At 49.1% G+C, this 15,915-nt stretch carries 12 protein-coding genes; 10 read left to right on the top strand and 2 right to left on the bottom strand.

Annotated features, from left to right (window positions below; genetic code table 11):
* Positions 1-36 precede the first annotated feature (36 nt).
* From mutY to P9J64_13650, 10 genes are all read left to right on the top strand, one after another.
* Positions 37-1,089 (top strand): A/G-specific adenine glycosylase, encoded by a 1,053-nt coding sequence (mutY, locus tag P9J64_13695; protein ID MDG5469377.1) that lies wholly within the window; start codon positions 37-39, stop codon positions 1,087-1,089.
* A gap of 96 nt (positions 1,090-1,185) precedes the next feature.
* Entirely contained in the window at positions 1,186-3,222 is a 2,037-nt protein-coding gene (locus P9J64_13690; GenBank protein MDG5469376.1) for a hypothetical protein, read from the top strand.
* A 22-nt stretch (positions 3,223-3,244) separates the two neighbouring features.
* Positions 3,245-3,814, top strand: coding sequence for a LemA family protein (locus P9J64_13685; protein MDG5469375.1), 570 nt, complete (start codon positions 3,245-3,247; stop codon positions 3,812-3,814).
* Positions 3,815-4,097: 283 nt separating this feature from the next.
* Positions 4,098-4,628, top strand: a complete 531-nt coding sequence (locus P9J64_13680) for an acyloxyacyl hydrolase (protein ID MDG5469374.1) — start codon at positions 4,098-4,100, stop codon at positions 4,626-4,628.
* A gap of 216 nt (positions 4,629-4,844) precedes the next feature.
* Complete coding sequence (locus P9J64_13675; GenBank protein MDG5469373.1) at positions 4,845-6,134, top strand: alpha/beta fold hydrolase; 1,290 nt, start codon at positions 4,845-4,847, stop codon at positions 6,132-6,134.
* Between the two features lie 15 nt (positions 6,135-6,149).
* On the top strand, positions 6,150-6,929 hold the full coding sequence (locus P9J64_13670; protein ID MDG5469372.1) for a VacJ family lipoprotein: 780 nt from the start codon (positions 6,150-6,152) through the stop codon (positions 6,927-6,929).
* A gap of 737 nt (positions 6,930-7,666) precedes the next feature.
* Positions 7,667-9,163, top strand: a complete 1,497-nt coding sequence (locus P9J64_13665) for an ATP-grasp domain-containing protein (GenBank protein MDG5469371.1) — start codon at positions 7,667-7,669, stop codon at positions 9,161-9,163.
* Positions 9,164-9,170: 7 nt separating this feature from the next.
* Positions 9,171-10,082, top strand: a complete 912-nt coding sequence (locus tag P9J64_13660; GenBank protein MDG5469370.1) for an N-formylglutamate amidohydrolase — start codon at positions 9,171-9,173, stop codon at positions 10,080-10,082.
* 64 nt (positions 10,083-10,146) lie between these two features.
* Entirely contained in the window at positions 10,147-10,338 is a 192-nt protein-coding gene (locus tag P9J64_13655) for a hypothetical protein (protein ID MDG5469369.1), read from the top strand.
* Positions 10,339-10,361: 23 nt separating this feature from the next.
* The gene (locus tag P9J64_13650; protein MDG5469368.1) at positions 10,362-11,351 is read left to right on the top strand and encodes a glutathione synthase; all 990 of its coding nucleotides are present in this window, start codon (positions 10,362-10,364) and stop codon (positions 11,349-11,351) included.
* Between the two features lie 32 nt (positions 11,352-11,383).
* Here P9J64_13650 and P9J64_13645 read toward each other — a convergent pair whose 3' ends face one another.
* The gene (locus P9J64_13645; GenBank protein MDG5469367.1) at positions 11,384-15,109 is read right to left on the bottom strand and encodes an Npt1/Npt2 family nucleotide transporter; all 3,726 of its coding nucleotides are present in this window, start codon (positions 15,107-15,109) and stop codon (positions 11,384-11,386) included.
* 19 nt (positions 15,110-15,128) lie between these two features.
* The gene (locus tag P9J64_13640; GenBank protein MDG5469366.1) at positions 15,129-15,914 is read right to left on the bottom strand and encodes an ABC transporter ATP-binding protein; all 786 of its coding nucleotides are present in this window, start codon (positions 15,912-15,914) and stop codon (positions 15,129-15,131) included.
* Position 15,915: the final 1 nt, after the last annotated feature.

Genomic DNA, 15,915 nt, shown 5'->3' with positions numbered 1-15,915 from the left:
TTCTAGTCCTTCGTTGCGTGTTCTGGAGGGGTTGTTATGAACCTTCCTTTCAGCCCTGCTGAAGTTTCGAAGCGTCTGCTCTCCTGGTACGGCAAGGAAGGTCGCACTCTGCCCTGGCGTGAAAACCGCGACCCTTATCGGATCTGGCTCTCCGAAATCATGTTGCAGCAGACCACGGTCACTGCGGTCATTCCCTACTACCAACGCTTTCTGCAGAGCTTCCCGACAATCGAAAGCCTTGCTGCCGCTTCGCTTGATGATGTCATCAGTTTGTGGGCCGGGCTTGGCTATTATTCCCGGGCCCGTAATCTTCATCGTGCTGCCCGGCAGATTGTTTCGGAACACGCTTCTTTTCCCGACACTCTCGAAGGCCTACTGGCGTTGCCCGGCGTTGGGCGATCAACGGCCGGTGCTATCCTCTCCATTGCGTTTGACACGCCTGCGCCAATTCTTGATGGCAACGTGCGCCGTGTCCTTGTGCGCCTCTTTGCCTGGCAAGAAGATCCTCGCAGCAGTCGCGCCGAAAAGCAACTATGGCAATGGGCTGAAGCTTTGACGCCGGATAAACACCCGCACGATTATGCTCAGGCGATTATGGACCTTGGCGCCACTGTCTGTGTGCCGCAAACGCCGCTTTGTGAAAGCTGCCCTTTGCGAGAGCTTTGTCAGTCTTTTAAGCAAGGCTGTGCAACGCTGTTGCCTGTCGCGCGCAAGCAGGTAAAGCTCCCCGTTCGGCAGCAGGTTGCTCTATTGGTGAAAAGCTCAGGTGATTACTTGCTCAGGCAGCGACCGACCGAGGGGTTTCTTGGAGGGCTCTGGGAGTTTCCCGTGGTTGAAGTGAGCCCTGAGCAGAACCATCGCCAGTCTGCCGAGTTTTTGCTCGCCGACCTGGGCTTGATCGGTGAAGTCTGTGAAGCCGATGCCGTCCGCCATGCCTACAGCCACTTTAAACTGGAACTGACAGTCTTCAGCGTTGAGATTGAGAAGAAAACGACCGTTGCTGAGGCGGGTGAATATGCTTGGTACAGTGAAGACACATTGAAAAGGTTGCCGCTGCACGGCGCCCACAAAAAAGTCTATGGCAAATAGCTGGCTGGCAGCAGGATGGTTCTGAAAAATCAAAATACCCTTAGCCTGGAGGGGGCTTCCTTCTCGCTACTTACTTACGCACTACCTTAATTTTCTATGTCAGAAGAAACCAAAATCTACCAGCTGATCGTTCGCCAGATCCCTGTTGCCGTCTCTGAACTGGAGTCCCTGCTGAAGGAACTTCAGCATCAATTTGGCCTTGATGCCTACACTGCCAGGCAACGATTGATCGGCCCGGGCCTGGTGCTGTTTGGCAAGGGGAGTCTTGAAAAAACCGGCCAGATTGCAACCCTTCTGCACCGCTATGGTTTTGCCTGTTGGCAGACATTGTCCGAGCCTCCCAAATTTAAACCGTCCCGTCTGCATAGTCTGGAAATTCATAACGACTACGTCCTCTTCGAGTGTCAGGGTGAAACGGTGCGTTTGGAGCGGGGCACTCCGACGGTTGGGGTTTTTGCAGACATCTCAGGGGCGCTGATCGACAAGCACGTCAAGCGCCTGTTAGGCCAGAATACCTACCGGGGGCGTGATGCTCTTGAACCGCTCTCTCATGAAGAACTCCTTACTGCCATCTTTCAGGGCCTAGCCGTTTTTGATTTTTATCTGCTCGACAACCTGGGGCAGCCTCAGCAGGCGGTCAGGGTGTTGCCCGGCCGGTTTAATCATGCGGGCCTGGGAGAGAGAAGCTCCCTTAGCGCGAGGGGCAACCTGGAAGCGATGCTGGGTCTTGTTGAGGAATATGCACAGGGTTTTCGATTGCATTGTGACTTTGGTTTGAGCCAGTTGCCTAAATGCCAGGTGCAGCGTCTCGAAGACTCGCCCTCGGCGATCGAGGATAATCTCAAGAGTCTGACTCATTATGGCTGGTTGCTTGCCCGGTTGCAGGGAAACGGCCACTCGCAAGAGGCCTCTTTGTCAGGTGTCGATGAGGCATCCCTGGTCGCTGGAGTCGCAGCTGCAGCTCTTGTTGGCCAACCGGCGCTTGGCGCGGTTATGGGGGCCGATGGTGTTGCCGGGTCTATCCCGGGGTTGAAAGAAGTTGCCCGGGAGATAGAGGACGCTTTTGTTGCTGAAGAGGGAGCAGGAGGTCCTGCCGAAAGGGCTGTGGACAAGCCTGTAAAGAAAGATCTCCCTCCACCACCGGAACGGCCAGAAAACAGAATGTCTCTGGGCCGAATGCTGGCAACCGTTGGAACCTTTCTCGGTTTCGGGATTTTTTTTCTGGCGCTTAAGGGGAACAACTCCCTGCTGGGCTCCATTGTTCAGTACGGAGTCGGGACAGGCATTTTAGCAGGCTTGGTCGCTTCCTTTCTGTTCTGGTCGGGCCTTCATTATATCCGACTGAAACGCAAAATAGAGAACACCCCGACAAGCAAGGTTCGTTCACTGGCGATGGGGATGGTGGAAGTGCATGGGCGGGCCAGGCGACAGTACGCGCTGGTTGCCCCGATGACCCAGGCCGCTTGTGTCTATTATCGTTTGCGTAAATACCGACGCGACAAGAATAACAAGTGGAAGCTGGTGAAAGATGTCGACAGCAGTCACGTGTCTTTTCACGTCGACGACGGGACAGGGTCTGTGGTTGTCGCGCCACAAGGCGCCTCGGTGAAGGCAAAGACTCGTCAGAGTGGCACCCCTGGGCAGTCACCCTTGACGTTCACTGCGGTCAACAACACGGATGAAAATGAAAAGTGGGTTGAAGATATTATCTACGAAGGAACGACCCTCTATATCCTTGGCTTTGCCCAACCGCTGAGGGCGGAGCGGCGGAGCTTGCGTGAACGTACGGTTGAGAAACTGCGTGAACTCAAACTTGACCGCAAGGCTCTGCATCGTTACGATGCAGATGGCGACGGCCAGATCAGCGAGGACGAATGGCAGCAGGCGCGAAGTGACGCAGAGCAGACAGCGCTCAAGGAGCACCTGGCTGAAGGGACGCAGCGCAAACGCCAGGAGGAGCATGTTGTGATCACGCACCCCCCTCAGCGCACTATGCCTTTTGTGATCGCTGAAGCGGTTTCGGAAGCTCACCTGGTTCGTAACTATGGCTTGTTCAGCCTCCCACTTATGGCTGCAGGGCTGATCCTGGCAGGTTTCGCTCTGTATCAATTACTCAAATTTATAAACGTGTAGTTCTCTTTCAGGAGGTTTCATTATGACGGGCTGGATTGTCTTCGGTGTTCTGGTTTTTATCCTGGTTGGCCTGGTGTTGTATGTCATCACCATCTACAACGGTTTTGTTGCCCTGAAGAACAACATTGAGCGCAACTGGAGCAACATCGATGTGCTCCTCAAGCAGCGTTATGATGAACTTCCCAAACTGATCAAGGTCTGTGAAGGCTACATGCAGCACGAACAGAAAACCCTGGAGGCGGTCATCAAGGCGCGCTCCATGGCGGGGCAGGCGCGGACCGATGAGCAGAAAATGCAGGCGCAGAACATGCTGACCGATACCTTGAAGTCTCTCTTTATGGTGGTCGAGCGTTATCCTGAATTGAAGGCAGACAAGTCTTTCCAACAGCTGGGCTACCGGATCACCGAACTTGAAGACCAGATTGCCGATCGTCGCGAATTCCTCAACGAGTCGGTCAATATCTACAATATCCGCATCGAGCAGTTCCCCGATGTCATCATTGCCAGCCTCTTTAACTTTGCCAAGCGTACCTTGTGGCAAATCGACCCCGAACACCGCCAGGATGTTAAGGTTGAGTTTAATCACACCTGAAAGTTTTTGCTCTTCCCTGAAACTAAAAGCGGGCTCTGTCTATGTAAGACGAGCCCGCTTTTGTATATCTCTTTTCTGGTTATCCACTTCGCTCAAGTGAGAGCAACGAACGGGTGGTAACGAGAATTATTAGTCCTGACAATAGCTACTGAAGCCAGGGCTGGTCGAGTTTTTTATGTACGGCTGATTAACTGTTCTTTATAATATGCTTTCTTTAGCAACCCAGAACTTGTGGGCTGCCTTGTCTCTTTTGTAAAGTTTGATATCCTTTCGGGGGCTTGTCGTGGTTCATTTCGTACGTATTTTTCTTTTCTTTGCCTTCTTGTTGAGTTCAACGGCAGTCTATTCAGGTGACAAAACTGTCTTCGAGCTGGGTGCCCGTGGTGGCGTCAATGATAACCGTAATTATGAAGATTATACGGCCGGGGAGATCTACCTCCTGAGAGATTTACCCTGGCAGATGCCTCTGACACAGTCTGCCACCCTGCGAACCCGACTCGATACTGGCGTCACTGTTCTTGAAGCCGCTGGCGAACATAGTGTCATGCTGGCTATCGGTGGCGATCTGTTTGTACCCATGCTGGATGATCGTCTGGAGTTTGAGGTCGGATTACGACCGGCCTTTTTGCATGATTATAAAATCGGAGAGGATGATTTTGGTGGCAACCTTCAGTTCACATCCCATGCAGGCCTGACTTTACGTTGGCAAGAAATAAGCCTTAGCTATCGAATTCAGCATACGTCGAATGCGAGTATTTATGAGCAAAATAAAGGGTTGAATCTTCACCTGGTCGGATTGGGTGGTCGATTTTAGTCACCAAGGGAATCTAATCCCTGGGCAAAAGAGACCTTTACTGAGTAGTCCCCCCATTTCCCCCCTCTTATGGGGGACGTTTGTTTTCTGTGATTATTATATGTTTCGATGCACGATGATTTTCTTCTGCAATCGGTTTCATCAATTTCTGGATGGTGGTCAATTCGATATGTGACGGACATCTTCTAACACAGGAAAAATATAAGGAGAGGATACATGTCAAAACAACGGTTACCAGTCTTGTGGGCTTTAATCTGCCTGCTTCTCTTTTCCGTGAGCAGCGCCGGTGCCTACAACTACCCCTTTGACGACCGGTACGTAGCGACGGTCCTCTCCACCCCGGCAGAATACGCCGAGGTTCTTCCGTCAGAGGTTCCGGTCAAAATCGAAACAATTAACATGTTCCCTGAGCGCAAGGTCCCAGGAATCCTCTGGAATCTTGAAGAGATGCGCTACTCCTATATCAAGCAGGATGGCCCCGCCCCGCTTATCTTCCTGATCGCCGGTACCGGCGCGAGCTTTAACAGCGCGAAGATGCAGATCATGCAGAAGGCTTTTTACCGGGCTGGATATCACGTGGTCTCCATCACGTCCCCGACCCATCCGAACTTCATCGTTGCCGCTTCGACGTCGGGAGTGCCAGGTTACCTGGAAGAAGACTCGGCCGATCTCTACCGGGTCATGCAGACAATCTGGCAGACGCTGGAGAAAAAAATTGAAGTCACCGACTTTTACCTGACCGGCTACAGCCTGGGTGCCGCCCAGTCGGCCTTCATCGCCAAAATCGATGAGCAGGAAAAAGCCTTCAACTTCCGCAAGGTGCTGTTGATTAACCCTCCAGTCAGTCTCTATAACTCGGTACTGATTCTCGACGAGATGCTGGAACATAATATCCCCGGCGGTGCCGACAACTTCTCGGCATTCTATAACCGTCTCATTGCCGCTTTCTCCGACGCCTATGCCCATGGTCAGGACGTACAGTTCAACGACCAGTTCCTCTATAAAACCTATGAACATAGAAAGCCGACGTCTGATGATCCCTTGGAAGCCTTGATCGGCCTCGATTTCCGCATTTCTTCGGCGAACATGGTCTTTACCAGCGACGTTCTGACCAAGGCCGGCTATGTCGTGCCGAAGAACCTGGTACTTAAACGCCACGACCGGGTCACGGATTACTCAAAAGTACTCACTAGACTGAGCTTCCTTGATTACTTCCGCGGCCTTTTTATGCCTCATTTTCAAGCGAAGGATCCTGGTCTTACAGAAGTGGATATGATCAAGCGGACGAGTTTGCGCCAGATCGAAGATTACCTGCGCAACTCATCCAAGTTCGGTCTGATTCATAACGAAGACGACATCATCATGCTCCCTGGTGAAGTAGACTACCTGCGTGACGTGTTCGGGAGTCGTGCCCAGATATTTCCGCATGGCGGTCATTGCGGGAACATGGGTTATCCCGACAATATTGCTGCAATGGTTGGCTTTTTCACGAATGCAAAGAATTGAGGGAGGGACTTTTAGATGTTTAACATGACCAACTATAAATTGCGTGCTGTGATCATGGCCCTGGCCGGTCTCGCCCTCCTGTTTTCTTGCGGTTGCAGCGTGACCCCGAAGCCCGATCCGAACATTGCTTATGAAGCACCCAGGCATAAATTGGAGGACACTCTAAAGGAGACTGTTAAGTACGAGGTCGATGTGTACGATCCCTTGGAAGGGTTCAATCGTCGTGCCTATACCTTTAATTATTATTTCGACAAATTCCTCTTCTTGCCGATCGTCAAAACTTACGAATTCATTACCCCTGATTATGTCGAGGATCGGGTGTCGAGCTTTGTCGACAATGTCTTCGAATTCAACAACTTCACGAACAACCTGCTACAGTTGAAGTTTAAGCAGACGGGCATTACGCTTGCGCGATTTGTGGTGAATACCACTGTTGGTGTTGCCGGCCTTTGGGATCCGGCGACCCATTGGTCGATGCCGCGTCAGAGTGAAGACTTTGGCCAGACGTTAGGCCATTACGGCGTTGGTAACGGTCCGTACCTGGTCCTGCCGATATTCGGACCTTCTAACCTGCGTGACACCACCGGTCTGGTGACGGATTCAGTCGCTTTCAGTTTGGCCGGCCCGCCGGCCTGGGTGGACGACGATACCACGACCCTGGTCTTTAACGGTGTGGCTGCAGTTGATACACGTCATCGGCAGGATTTCCGTTACTACAGGACTGGTTCGCCCTTTGAGTACGACATGATCCGGATGCTCTACACAGCGAAACGTAAAATAGAGATTGCCAAATAAAGGTTGTTCTGAGAATCAGCCTCTGGCTGACTGTGTTGCATACTATGCGCGAGCCGTGATGGCAGGTATAGGCCTCAATAATTGATTTCAACGGAAGGATAAAAAGGCCTCGTAGTCGGTAAGATGCGAGGCCTTATATCTTGTGCTGCCCTGAGACAGAAACGAACTGTCGACACGTTGATTTTTCAGGGGGGCGGGGTCTGAATTTCGGCCTGCTTCAGACAGCAACTCAATGCTGTATGATTAGTAAATCAATTGAGACCAAATTGAATATTTAAAATCAATAAGAGACAAATAAGATTCTGTTTTGTCTGAAATGTAAGAGTCTGTAACGCGGAGGGCGATCTGGACTCGAACAGTTGAGTTCAGCCTTTCTCATATGTCAGAGAAGATAAAAACGATTATTTTGGAGGTTATATGGTGAATAATAATAATGAATGGGATTCAATAAAAGAAGTAATTGTAGATAACACTTTCCTGTCGAATTTGCCGTAACTAGGTACCTTTAAAATCACGACCTCTAAGACGAAAATCACTAAGCAAAAAATGGCCCTCTCCAAACAATTCAGGGTTAATTATGATAAAGTTTTCCACTCTGATATTGATGGTCGCCCCATCACTAATCTCAGCAATTTCTGCAGGCTTCGCAGAGATATTAACCGCAAAACAGAGAAAGCTCTTACGTTGACCGCAGTACAACCTTATTCGTATCACACAGGGGTAATTAATAAGAAAAGATGAAAAAGCATATTTTAAAAGATTTTTATTCTTTAAAAAATTACTTCAAAACAATAGAAAATCCTTTTTTTGCTGTAAACAAATATCCATATAGTGCGTTAATTGGCATAGAAAATTTGTTGAAGAACTTTGAAGTCCTTGCTTTTTTGAATTCAAAAGAGGCGGAAGCTATTGCAGAAAAACGCAAAATATTATTTTTTATGGGAGGCAAGATCAGAGGTGAAATAAAAGGGGAAGATTTTATTGACATGACGTCGATATACAATCAAACAGGAAGGGATGAGAATAGTAAAACAATTGCAACATTGAAAGATGATAAGATTGTCAAACATTTGCAAGGGTTTGAAGAAAATCCAGTTTTATTGGTTTACAGGATGAGCAAAGGGTTGGTGAAAATTTTTGAAGATCACAACTGGACAGTCGTTGGCAGCGATTACAATGTAAGAGAGAAATACGACAATAAAATTGACTTCAATAAAATGCTGGAAGAAATAGAACTCCCTGCCCCGCCTTACTTGATTTTGTCTCAGGAAGATATTGACTACAAAGAGGTTGTAAAGTCACTCGGAGAGAAGATAGTCATTCAATTTCCCACCTCCTTTAGTGGGTCTGGCACTTTTATTATAAGGTCAAAAGAAGATTTTTATACGACCATCTCTTCTGAAAGATTTAATAAACAGAAAAAGAAAAACACACTGGGGAGAATCAGGATAAGTAAGTATGTAAACAGAAAGTTGTCTCCTGTAATGGGGGTTTGCTGTACAAAGGAAGGAATCGTTTATACCGATTTATATAACCAAATTATTGATGCTCCGGAAGTCGTTAAAAAAGAGAAAGGAACAGGAGTATATTGTGGCAACGAATGGACCAGTGTAAAGTTTTCTGAAAATATCAAGAGGCAAGCATATAGCGCGGCAGAGAAGATTGGGGCTTATTTACAAAACGAAGAAGGCTATAAAGGGTATTTTGGTTTAGACTTTGTTTTGGATGATGAGACAAAAACCCTATACCCAATTGAAGTGAACATTAGATTGATTGGCTCTTTCCCAGTTTTTTCAATGCTTCAAGAAGTCCATAAGCAGCCGTTAATTCAAGCGATACAAATATTGCAGTATTTAGACAGGGATGATTATGTTCTAGATGTCGAATCGCTGAACAGAGAGATGAAAGGCAATATGAAAGGATCTTATCTTCAGATATATTCTCCCAGCAGTAAAACGGTTTGTAATCAGGGAGAATTAGAAGCAGGTATTTATCGTGTCGGAAAAGCTGGAGAAGTTCAGTTTTCCCGGTTTTCATATTCTTTGCTGGATTTAAAAACTAAAGACGAGTTTTTAGTTTCTCAAGGAGTCCCACATAGAAATACGAAGTTTGAAGGTTATAGGTCAGTCGCAAATGTTATCACTAAAGGTTCTTTTATGGACATGAGTGGGGAAAGCACCGGTTTTGCCAAAAAAGTTGTCACATTTTGTTATGACACTTTGAACCTTAGATGAAAAAGCAATGACAACTTTAAATTATTTCAAAAATTTGAGTCATTACACAAATACAATAGGACCTCCGGTTGTCTCCTCGGAAAATGTAATCGATACAAAAGTATGCCAAGCAAAAGCCCTTGCAAAGATCAGAAATCAGCAATGCTTTGACGCGATTGATTCTGATGGCATCTGGAAGGTCAGCATCAAGGAGTATGTCCCCCTGGTCTGCGTGGCTTTGCATGACGGTTCTGGTTTCCCGTTTGAACTGGAGCAACATTGTCTTTTAGATTCCGAAAACCGCATTTTTGAGGAAGATCCTCATACTGCCAAGCTGGTTGTTCCTCAGCCTATAGTGCTTTCGGGGATGGATTCCCGCTATTTTTACGATCTTAATAGAGCTCCCGAGCATTGTGACCAAGCCGTTGTTTTTGGTCGCCGAGTCTGGAGAAAGGACGTTCACCCTTTCTCATCGCTTGCGAAACTAAGACACGAGAAATTTTATGAGCTGTTTAAAGTGCTGCTTGACAAACTTGTCGAGATGTTCGGATATTGCTTGATAATGGATATTCACTCCTACAACTATTCAAGAATCGATCGTGAAACACCATTGTTCAATCTAGGAACTGATAAGTTCAAAAGGGAAGATGAACATTTGCTTGTCCGCCACTGGAGGCAGGTCCTGGCAGACATCAATTTTCCCGGAGTAAAGCTAACGGTGGCTGAAAATGATGTGTTTAAGGGACAGGGTTATCTTTTGCAGTGGGTGCAGCGAGAATTCCCAGAAACCTGCCTGACAATTCCCCTCGACATCAAAAAAATCTATTGTGACGAAGTAACTGGCAGAATCTATCCGCTCCAGTTCAGACGTTTGACCCAAGAGTTAAATAAAGCCATTCATTCAGCTGTGGTTATTTCCCAGGAGGGGCGCTTGCCCTAGTTTCTTACCTCCAGGGGAAGGGTCTGGGCTTTACTTGCTGATCCGAGAGGTCTTCCTGAGATCCATGAGTCCCTACGGCATCGATTTCTCTTCGAACCCGGGTTTATTTCTGGCCGGCTGCCTGCTGCCGGCCATGCATCGAGGCGAGCGTCACATAGCAGTTGAAGGACAGGTGTTTCCGGAGCTCCTGGCGAGTCGAGAAGAACAGGCTCAAGTGATTTTCAACAAAATTACTGCAAAAGGTGAAATGTCATGAAAATTGCTTTTTTAAGAGACCCAATGAAAGACATCGATCCGAACACTGAAACCACCCTGCTTCTGATGTACGAGTGCTACCGAAGGGGGCATCAGGTGTTCTTTCTCGAATTCCACGATCTCTATATCCGAGATAGCAGGGTCATGGGTCGTATGCATGAAATCATCTCAGTCTCTGGCCTGGATCTTCTCGAATTCTGGCAGAGCTCAATCGATTGTATTGAAAACGATCAGCTGGTATTCGAGGATGTCAGTGAGCTCGATGTCTTGTTTTTAAGAACACCCCCACCTTTACACTATGAGGTCATGCAACTACTCTCTTCCGTGGAAGAACAGGTGTTTATAGTCAATAGCCTGCGCGGCCAACTCCTCGGCAACAGCAAGCTCTACACTCTCAATTTTCCCGACGTTACCCCTAGAAGCCACGTTTCTCGAGACCCGCTCCGCTTACGTAAAGTTATTGATGATTTTGGCGGGACCATGGTGATGAAACCTTTGCGAAGTTATGGTGGGCGGGGGGTCATCAAGGTGAGCTCAAAGGACCCGGAGAACCTCAACTCATTGATCGACTTCTACCTCCGTAGCGACGAACCTTATCCTCGTCGTGAACCGATTATGGTTCAGGAGTATCTTGAAGCGGTCAGGACCGAAGGTGATGTACGCATCATAATGCTCAATGGTAAGTATCTTGGGTCTTTGCGCCGCATGCCGCATGGTACCGATTTTCGTGCGAACATCAGTGCCGGTGGTTCTGCCATGGCACACCAGATGAGCCCAATGGAAGAGAATATTTGTTCTTTAATCCATGATCGGCTTGTCCAGGATGGTTTGTACTTTGTCGGCATTGATATCATCGGGGGCAAATTGGTCGAAATTAATTGCGTCAGCCCTGGAGGTTTGCCCCGAATCAACAAGTTGAATGGCCTTCAGTTAGAAATTCCGGTGATAGACTTCATTGAGGAGCAAGTGTCCATAAAAAAATATGCAAAGATATCCAAAGTCGGCCCAAAATAGTAAATACCAGAAGCTAATCAGCCCGCTTCTTGTCATAGAGGATTGTCAGAGGGCGAGTTGTCATCTGAGTCTTTGAGGATGTTGTCAAGCAGGCTCCCCTGAATATGGCTCAGCTTTTCGCAAGCCCTGATAGCGATGATCGGATGTTCCATAACGCAGGCGCGGAATTCGTCCGGCGGAATGCGCATAAAAGTAGTTTTTTCCTGGGCCTCGCCCGTGAATTGATCGGCTTCCATGCCGAACAGTGTGGGCAGGCCGAAGTAGCTGCCAGGCCCCTTATGATCGAAAAGATCCTTACCGCGATATAATTTGACATCCCCTTCCAAGACAAGGAAGAGGCCTTGAGGACCGATGTCACTCCCTTTAAATTGTCCCCCTTTTGCAACCACAACTTCTTCGCCGAGCATTGCTATGGCGGTGAGGGTCTTTGTCTCAAGCTCTCTGAAAAGATCGATATGGTTGAGGAAGAAGATCCGGTCTACCAGGCTGCATTCTTCTTTCGTTGTGCAGTAAGAACCGTTCAAGGCACGTTCATCATCGGCAATGTCGCGTTCGACCGAGTAGGGCTTATGTTTCAGGTCCTGCATGACATCCCCTAGGGATTTGGTAAGCCCTTTGCAGACCTGTAGCCCAAATGCAGGGTACTGATGAGTCAAATCCTGGAAAGTTTGACGATTAACGCGAATCAGAAGAACGTCACCGACTGTTTTTATGATCAATGATGCAGGAGGCTTCATACCGAACATGAAGGCCGCCCCAAACCAGTCACCCGCTCCGATACGATGAAGTTCCGGGCCACTAACGGTCTCGTCAGCCATGATCTTGCAGAAATTAATTTCCCCAGAAACAATAATCTGTAGTCCTTGAAGTGGCAGGTGGGCATTGGCAATGACCTTGTCCGGGCCAAAGGTTATAACTTCGGACTCCCAAGCCACGGCGGCCAGCTGGCCTATGGTCAGGTCATGAAAAAGATCGACCTTGCGGATATTGTTGATTCTCTCAATCAAACAGCTGAGGGGTTCTTCGTGGCCGCCAGTAGAGGACTTCAGGGCGTGGTTGGCGGTGTGGGCAAGGCCGCCATAATCCTCAGTTGCGATTTTTTCGATGGCGCTGCGATAAGGATCCAGATTGCCCCAGATCGCCAGGCATTCCAAGACCATGATGACGGTGACCCAACTGGCATCTTTCAAGCACCCTTCGATAAACTCTTGCTCGGTAAGTTTAGCCAGACCGTAATGTTTGCGACCTACAGCCAGACGTTCGTAATCTGGTCGGTTGTCGAGCATCGGCAGTAGCAGATTGGCCAGCGGTCTGTCCAGCAGGGCTTCCAGTGCCTCAATGCTGTCAGAACGCTCTCGTTCTTTGCCTGAATTTAATCCTCGCAGTGCAATCTTGATGCGCCCTTCCGAATCCTTGGCAGCGACCCCCATGATGGCGTTGTTGACCCGATGCTGGCGGACCTCTTCCAGGTGCTCTTGCATCATCCGGGTTGCTACATTCTCCGGTTTCTCATTCAGGTAGTGGCTGCGTTCAACAGCTTCGTAGGCAACCTGAAGCTGGTTGCGGCAGAAGTTGAATATGTCCACATCTTTCAGGTCGAGTCTGGCGGCAATTTCAAAGAGACCGTCACGAACCCAGCGGCTATGAGTTCCCATCTGGGCAACCAGCAGATGCTGTTTTTCGGCTGGCAACTTTTCCAACCGTTCAATGGCACGGCTGCGAATTGTTTCCGACGGGTCGCCAATCGACTTGATCAAGGCATTGATATGGTCATCTTCTGTCAATGGCAGGGCTTCTATAGCAGCGATTTGAACCGTTTCGTCGGCGTGCCGCAGGAAGGGTTTGACAAGAGAGCCAACCCTGCTGTCTGCCTGGAAGCGTCGCAGACCATGCAACGTCAGGGCCAGAATGCTGGGCTCGGTTTCGGTCGAGAGAGCCTGACTCAGGTCCGTGATATGTCGTGCCGCACCAACTTCGCCTATGGCCAGGATCCCGGCCCGTCGATCACCAATCTCAGTTGAGGCGAGCCAGGTTTTTACCTGACGGTCAAACTGTTCCGGGTTTTGCTGGCTCATCCAGTTCAGGAAGAAAGCTTTGACTTCGGGAATCTCGGCCAGTTCGAAAATTTCCTTTTCCCGCTCGGCCGGCATGTCGGCAAAGATTTTCCTGGCAGTTTTTGACAGAGCGACCATCAATTCCGGTTTGCCCGGATCCCTCAGGGTCAGAAAGACATCCAGGGCTTTGCTGCCTGCCTGGTCGGAAAGATAGGGCAAAAGCAGTAAGCGGGTCTTGTCATCTGCAGTATGTAACTTGTCCAGAATAACTTTGTCTAAAAATTCAGGCTCCTCGGTATTTTGCAGCATCTCGGCACAGTATTGTGCCTCCTCACCGACAGCTTTTTGAAAACGGTCCAGCAGTGGCTGTCCCAGGTTTGCTTTTTTAAAAATTACCTTGAACTCCTGGCCCATCTTGTAAAATTCGGGCAGCGATTTCTGCACCAGAGAGATGAGGATTGCGGAATATTCCCGCTTCAGAATAAGGGTGCTGCCAAGCCAAACCGTACAGAAAGCGATAGCGAAAAGAGATAGATAACGTGGCTGAATGAATTCGTTGGCGACCAAAAGCAGGCCGGACCCGAACAGGATTCCGACCCGCACCACTGTGCCACGCAGGAAGGAGCGTAAAATTGCCCGGTCTTTCGGCAACAGCAACCCGTAAAGGGCGGAGGTCGCAGGAGCGTTAATCGTCTTACGGAGCACATTCACCGAGGTGTCGGCATAAACAGCGGAAAAGATGTTGAATTGGAACAGATAAGCGGCAAAAGCAATCAGGTAATTAGCTGGATGGAACATCAAAGCCACCGGCAGACCGAACCGTCCGTAGATGCGACCAACAAAAAGGCTGAGGATCAGAGAGATAGTATTCTGTGCACCACGAAAGTAACTGAAGAAACTGATCATCCCTTTCTCGGTAGCGAATGTTTGGTCGACAACGAAGTTAAACTGGTAGTTTATGATCGGAATAACGATATTCGGAACCAGGGTCAGAACCAAGAGCACCTGGGCAAGGGTCGAAGTTTTGATCATCGGGCCAACCTTGCGCAGTTCATCCAGCATGGTCGACTTCTTCTCAGCCGTTGTTGGCTCTTCTCGCAGCAGGGTTCCGGGAAAAGCCTTGGCCAGTTTTAATGAGCAAAAAGCTCCGAGGATGATAAGAGAAGGGACAATGAGCAGCAGGTTGTCTGCCTGGGTGAAGCTGATCAGAAGCGGGGTGGCAAAGCTGCCTAAAATGGCACCCAGGATGCCGCCGGTCGTAATCAGCGGAAAAAGCCGTTTTGATTGGCGGGTGCTGAACAGGTCGTTGGCGAGATTCCAGAAAACGAAAGCCATCAGAACCACAAACTGGGTCTTGAGGAGATAAAGGATCGGGTAGATCAGGCTGATTTCAAACGGAACGATAAACCGCATCACCCCGATGAGCCCGGCGCTCACAACCAGCGAGCCGGTCACCACCTTGTCGCTGCGGAATCGAGTAAGTTTTCCACCGAAGACACCGAGAAGAATAAAGGTGACGATGGCGTTAATCGCAGTCATGATCGGTAGATATTCGACCCCGAAACGCTTCAGAAAGGCGGTCTCGGCGTAGTTGTTCAGCAAGCTCTGGGAGACGTTTATGAAAAACAGCAGGAAAGCTGACCAGATGAACAGGCGCGCTTCCTCTTCATAGATTTTCAGCCAACGAAACAACAGGTCTTTCATCGAAAAAGGTCTCCGGGTTCTACTTTAAACCGTCATCTAAAGGAGTGCTTTTTCCTTCTTGGTCTGAAATCACAGGACAGGGGGCGATCGGCTCAACCATGCTAGCCTTCAGCAGTTGCTCACTGTAGGGGTGAGTACACCGGTGATGTCTGAGATCGTCAACTGTAAGGTCCTCCAGTAGCTTGCCCTCGCACATAACTCCAATCCGGTTGCACATGTGCGCGATCACCGCAAGATCGTGGCTCACCAGCAAATAACTCAAGTTCCGTTTTTCACGAATATCGCAAAGCAGGTTCAGTATCTCGGCCTGGACGGAAACGTCAAGCGCCGAGGTCGGCTCATCGAGCAAAAGAATCTCTGGCTCGAGCAGTAGCGCACGGGCGATGGAAACTCGCTGGCGTTGACCTCCGGAGAGCTGATGTGGGTAACGATAAAGAAGAGTCTTTTCGAGACCCACGTCAGCAATCGCCATCTCTATACGGTTTCGCTCATCTCCAATCTTGTGAATTCTCAACGGATCCCGCAGGGTGTTATAAATGGTGCGTCTGGGATGGAGCGAGCCAAACGGGTCCTGGAAGACAACCTGAACCCTGCGGCGCTGATCTTTTGAACGTTGGTTTTTTACAGAAGATCCTTCGAGCTTGATATCGCCCGTCCAATTGTCGAGCAACCCGCAGATGCAGCGTAGAATTGTGGTTTTGCCGCAGCCAGATTCGCCCATCAATCCGAAGACGCCCCCCTTCTCAATCGTAAAAGAGACGTTATCGACGGCAACATGGTCACCACTGTTGTCGTGAAAAACCATC

The organism is Deltaproteobacteria bacterium IMCC39524 (assembly GCA_029667085.1).
GTDB lineage: Bacteria > Desulfobacterota > Desulfuromonadia > Desulfuromonadales > BM103 > M0040.
The sequence above is the reverse complement of the archived record's forward strand: the minus strand, read 5'-3'. Positions and strand labels throughout refer to the sequence as shown.

What these genes read in the sequence shown, in the direction of transcription:
- P9J64_13670 (MDG5469372.1), top strand. Translation starts at nt 6,150, where the DNA reads ATGTTTAACATGACCAACTATAAATTGCGTGCTGTGATCATGGCCCTG.
- mutY (MDG5469377.1), top strand. Translation starts at nt 37, where the DNA reads ATGAACCTTCCTTTCAGCCCTGCTGAAGTTTCGAAGCGTCTGCTCTCC.
- P9J64_13655 (MDG5469369.1), top strand. Translation starts at nt 10,147, where the DNA reads ATGAGTCCCTACGGCATCGATTTCTCTTCGAACCCGGGTTTATTTCTG.
- P9J64_13645 (MDG5469367.1), bottom strand. Translation starts at nt 15,109, where the DNA reads ATGAAAGACCTGTTGTTTCGTTGGCTGAAAATCTATGAAGAGGAAGCG.
- P9J64_13665 (MDG5469371.1), top strand. Translation starts at nt 7,667, where the DNA reads ATGAAAAAGCATATTTTAAAAGATTTTTATTCTTTAAAAAATTACTTC.
- P9J64_13640 (MDG5469366.1), bottom strand. Translation starts at nt 15,914, where the DNA reads ATGGTTTTTCACGACAACAGTGGTGACCATGTTGCCGTCGATAACGTC.
- P9J64_13650 (MDG5469368.1), top strand. Translation starts at nt 10,362, where the DNA reads ATGAAAGACATCGATCCGAACACTGAAACCACCCTGCTTCTGATGTAC.
- P9J64_13690 (MDG5469376.1), top strand. Translation starts at nt 1,186, where the DNA reads ATGTCAGAAGAAACCAAAATCTACCAGCTGATCGTTCGCCAGATCCCT.
- P9J64_13660 (MDG5469370.1), top strand. Translation starts at nt 9,171, where the DNA reads ATGACAACTTTAAATTATTTCAAAAATTTGAGTCATTACACAAATACA.
- P9J64_13685 (MDG5469375.1), top strand. Translation starts at nt 3,245, where the DNA reads ATGACGGGCTGGATTGTCTTCGGTGTTCTGGTTTTTATCCTGGTTGGC.
- P9J64_13675 (MDG5469373.1), top strand. Translation starts at nt 4,845, where the DNA reads ATGTCAAAACAACGGTTACCAGTCTTGTGGGCTTTAATCTGCCTGCTT.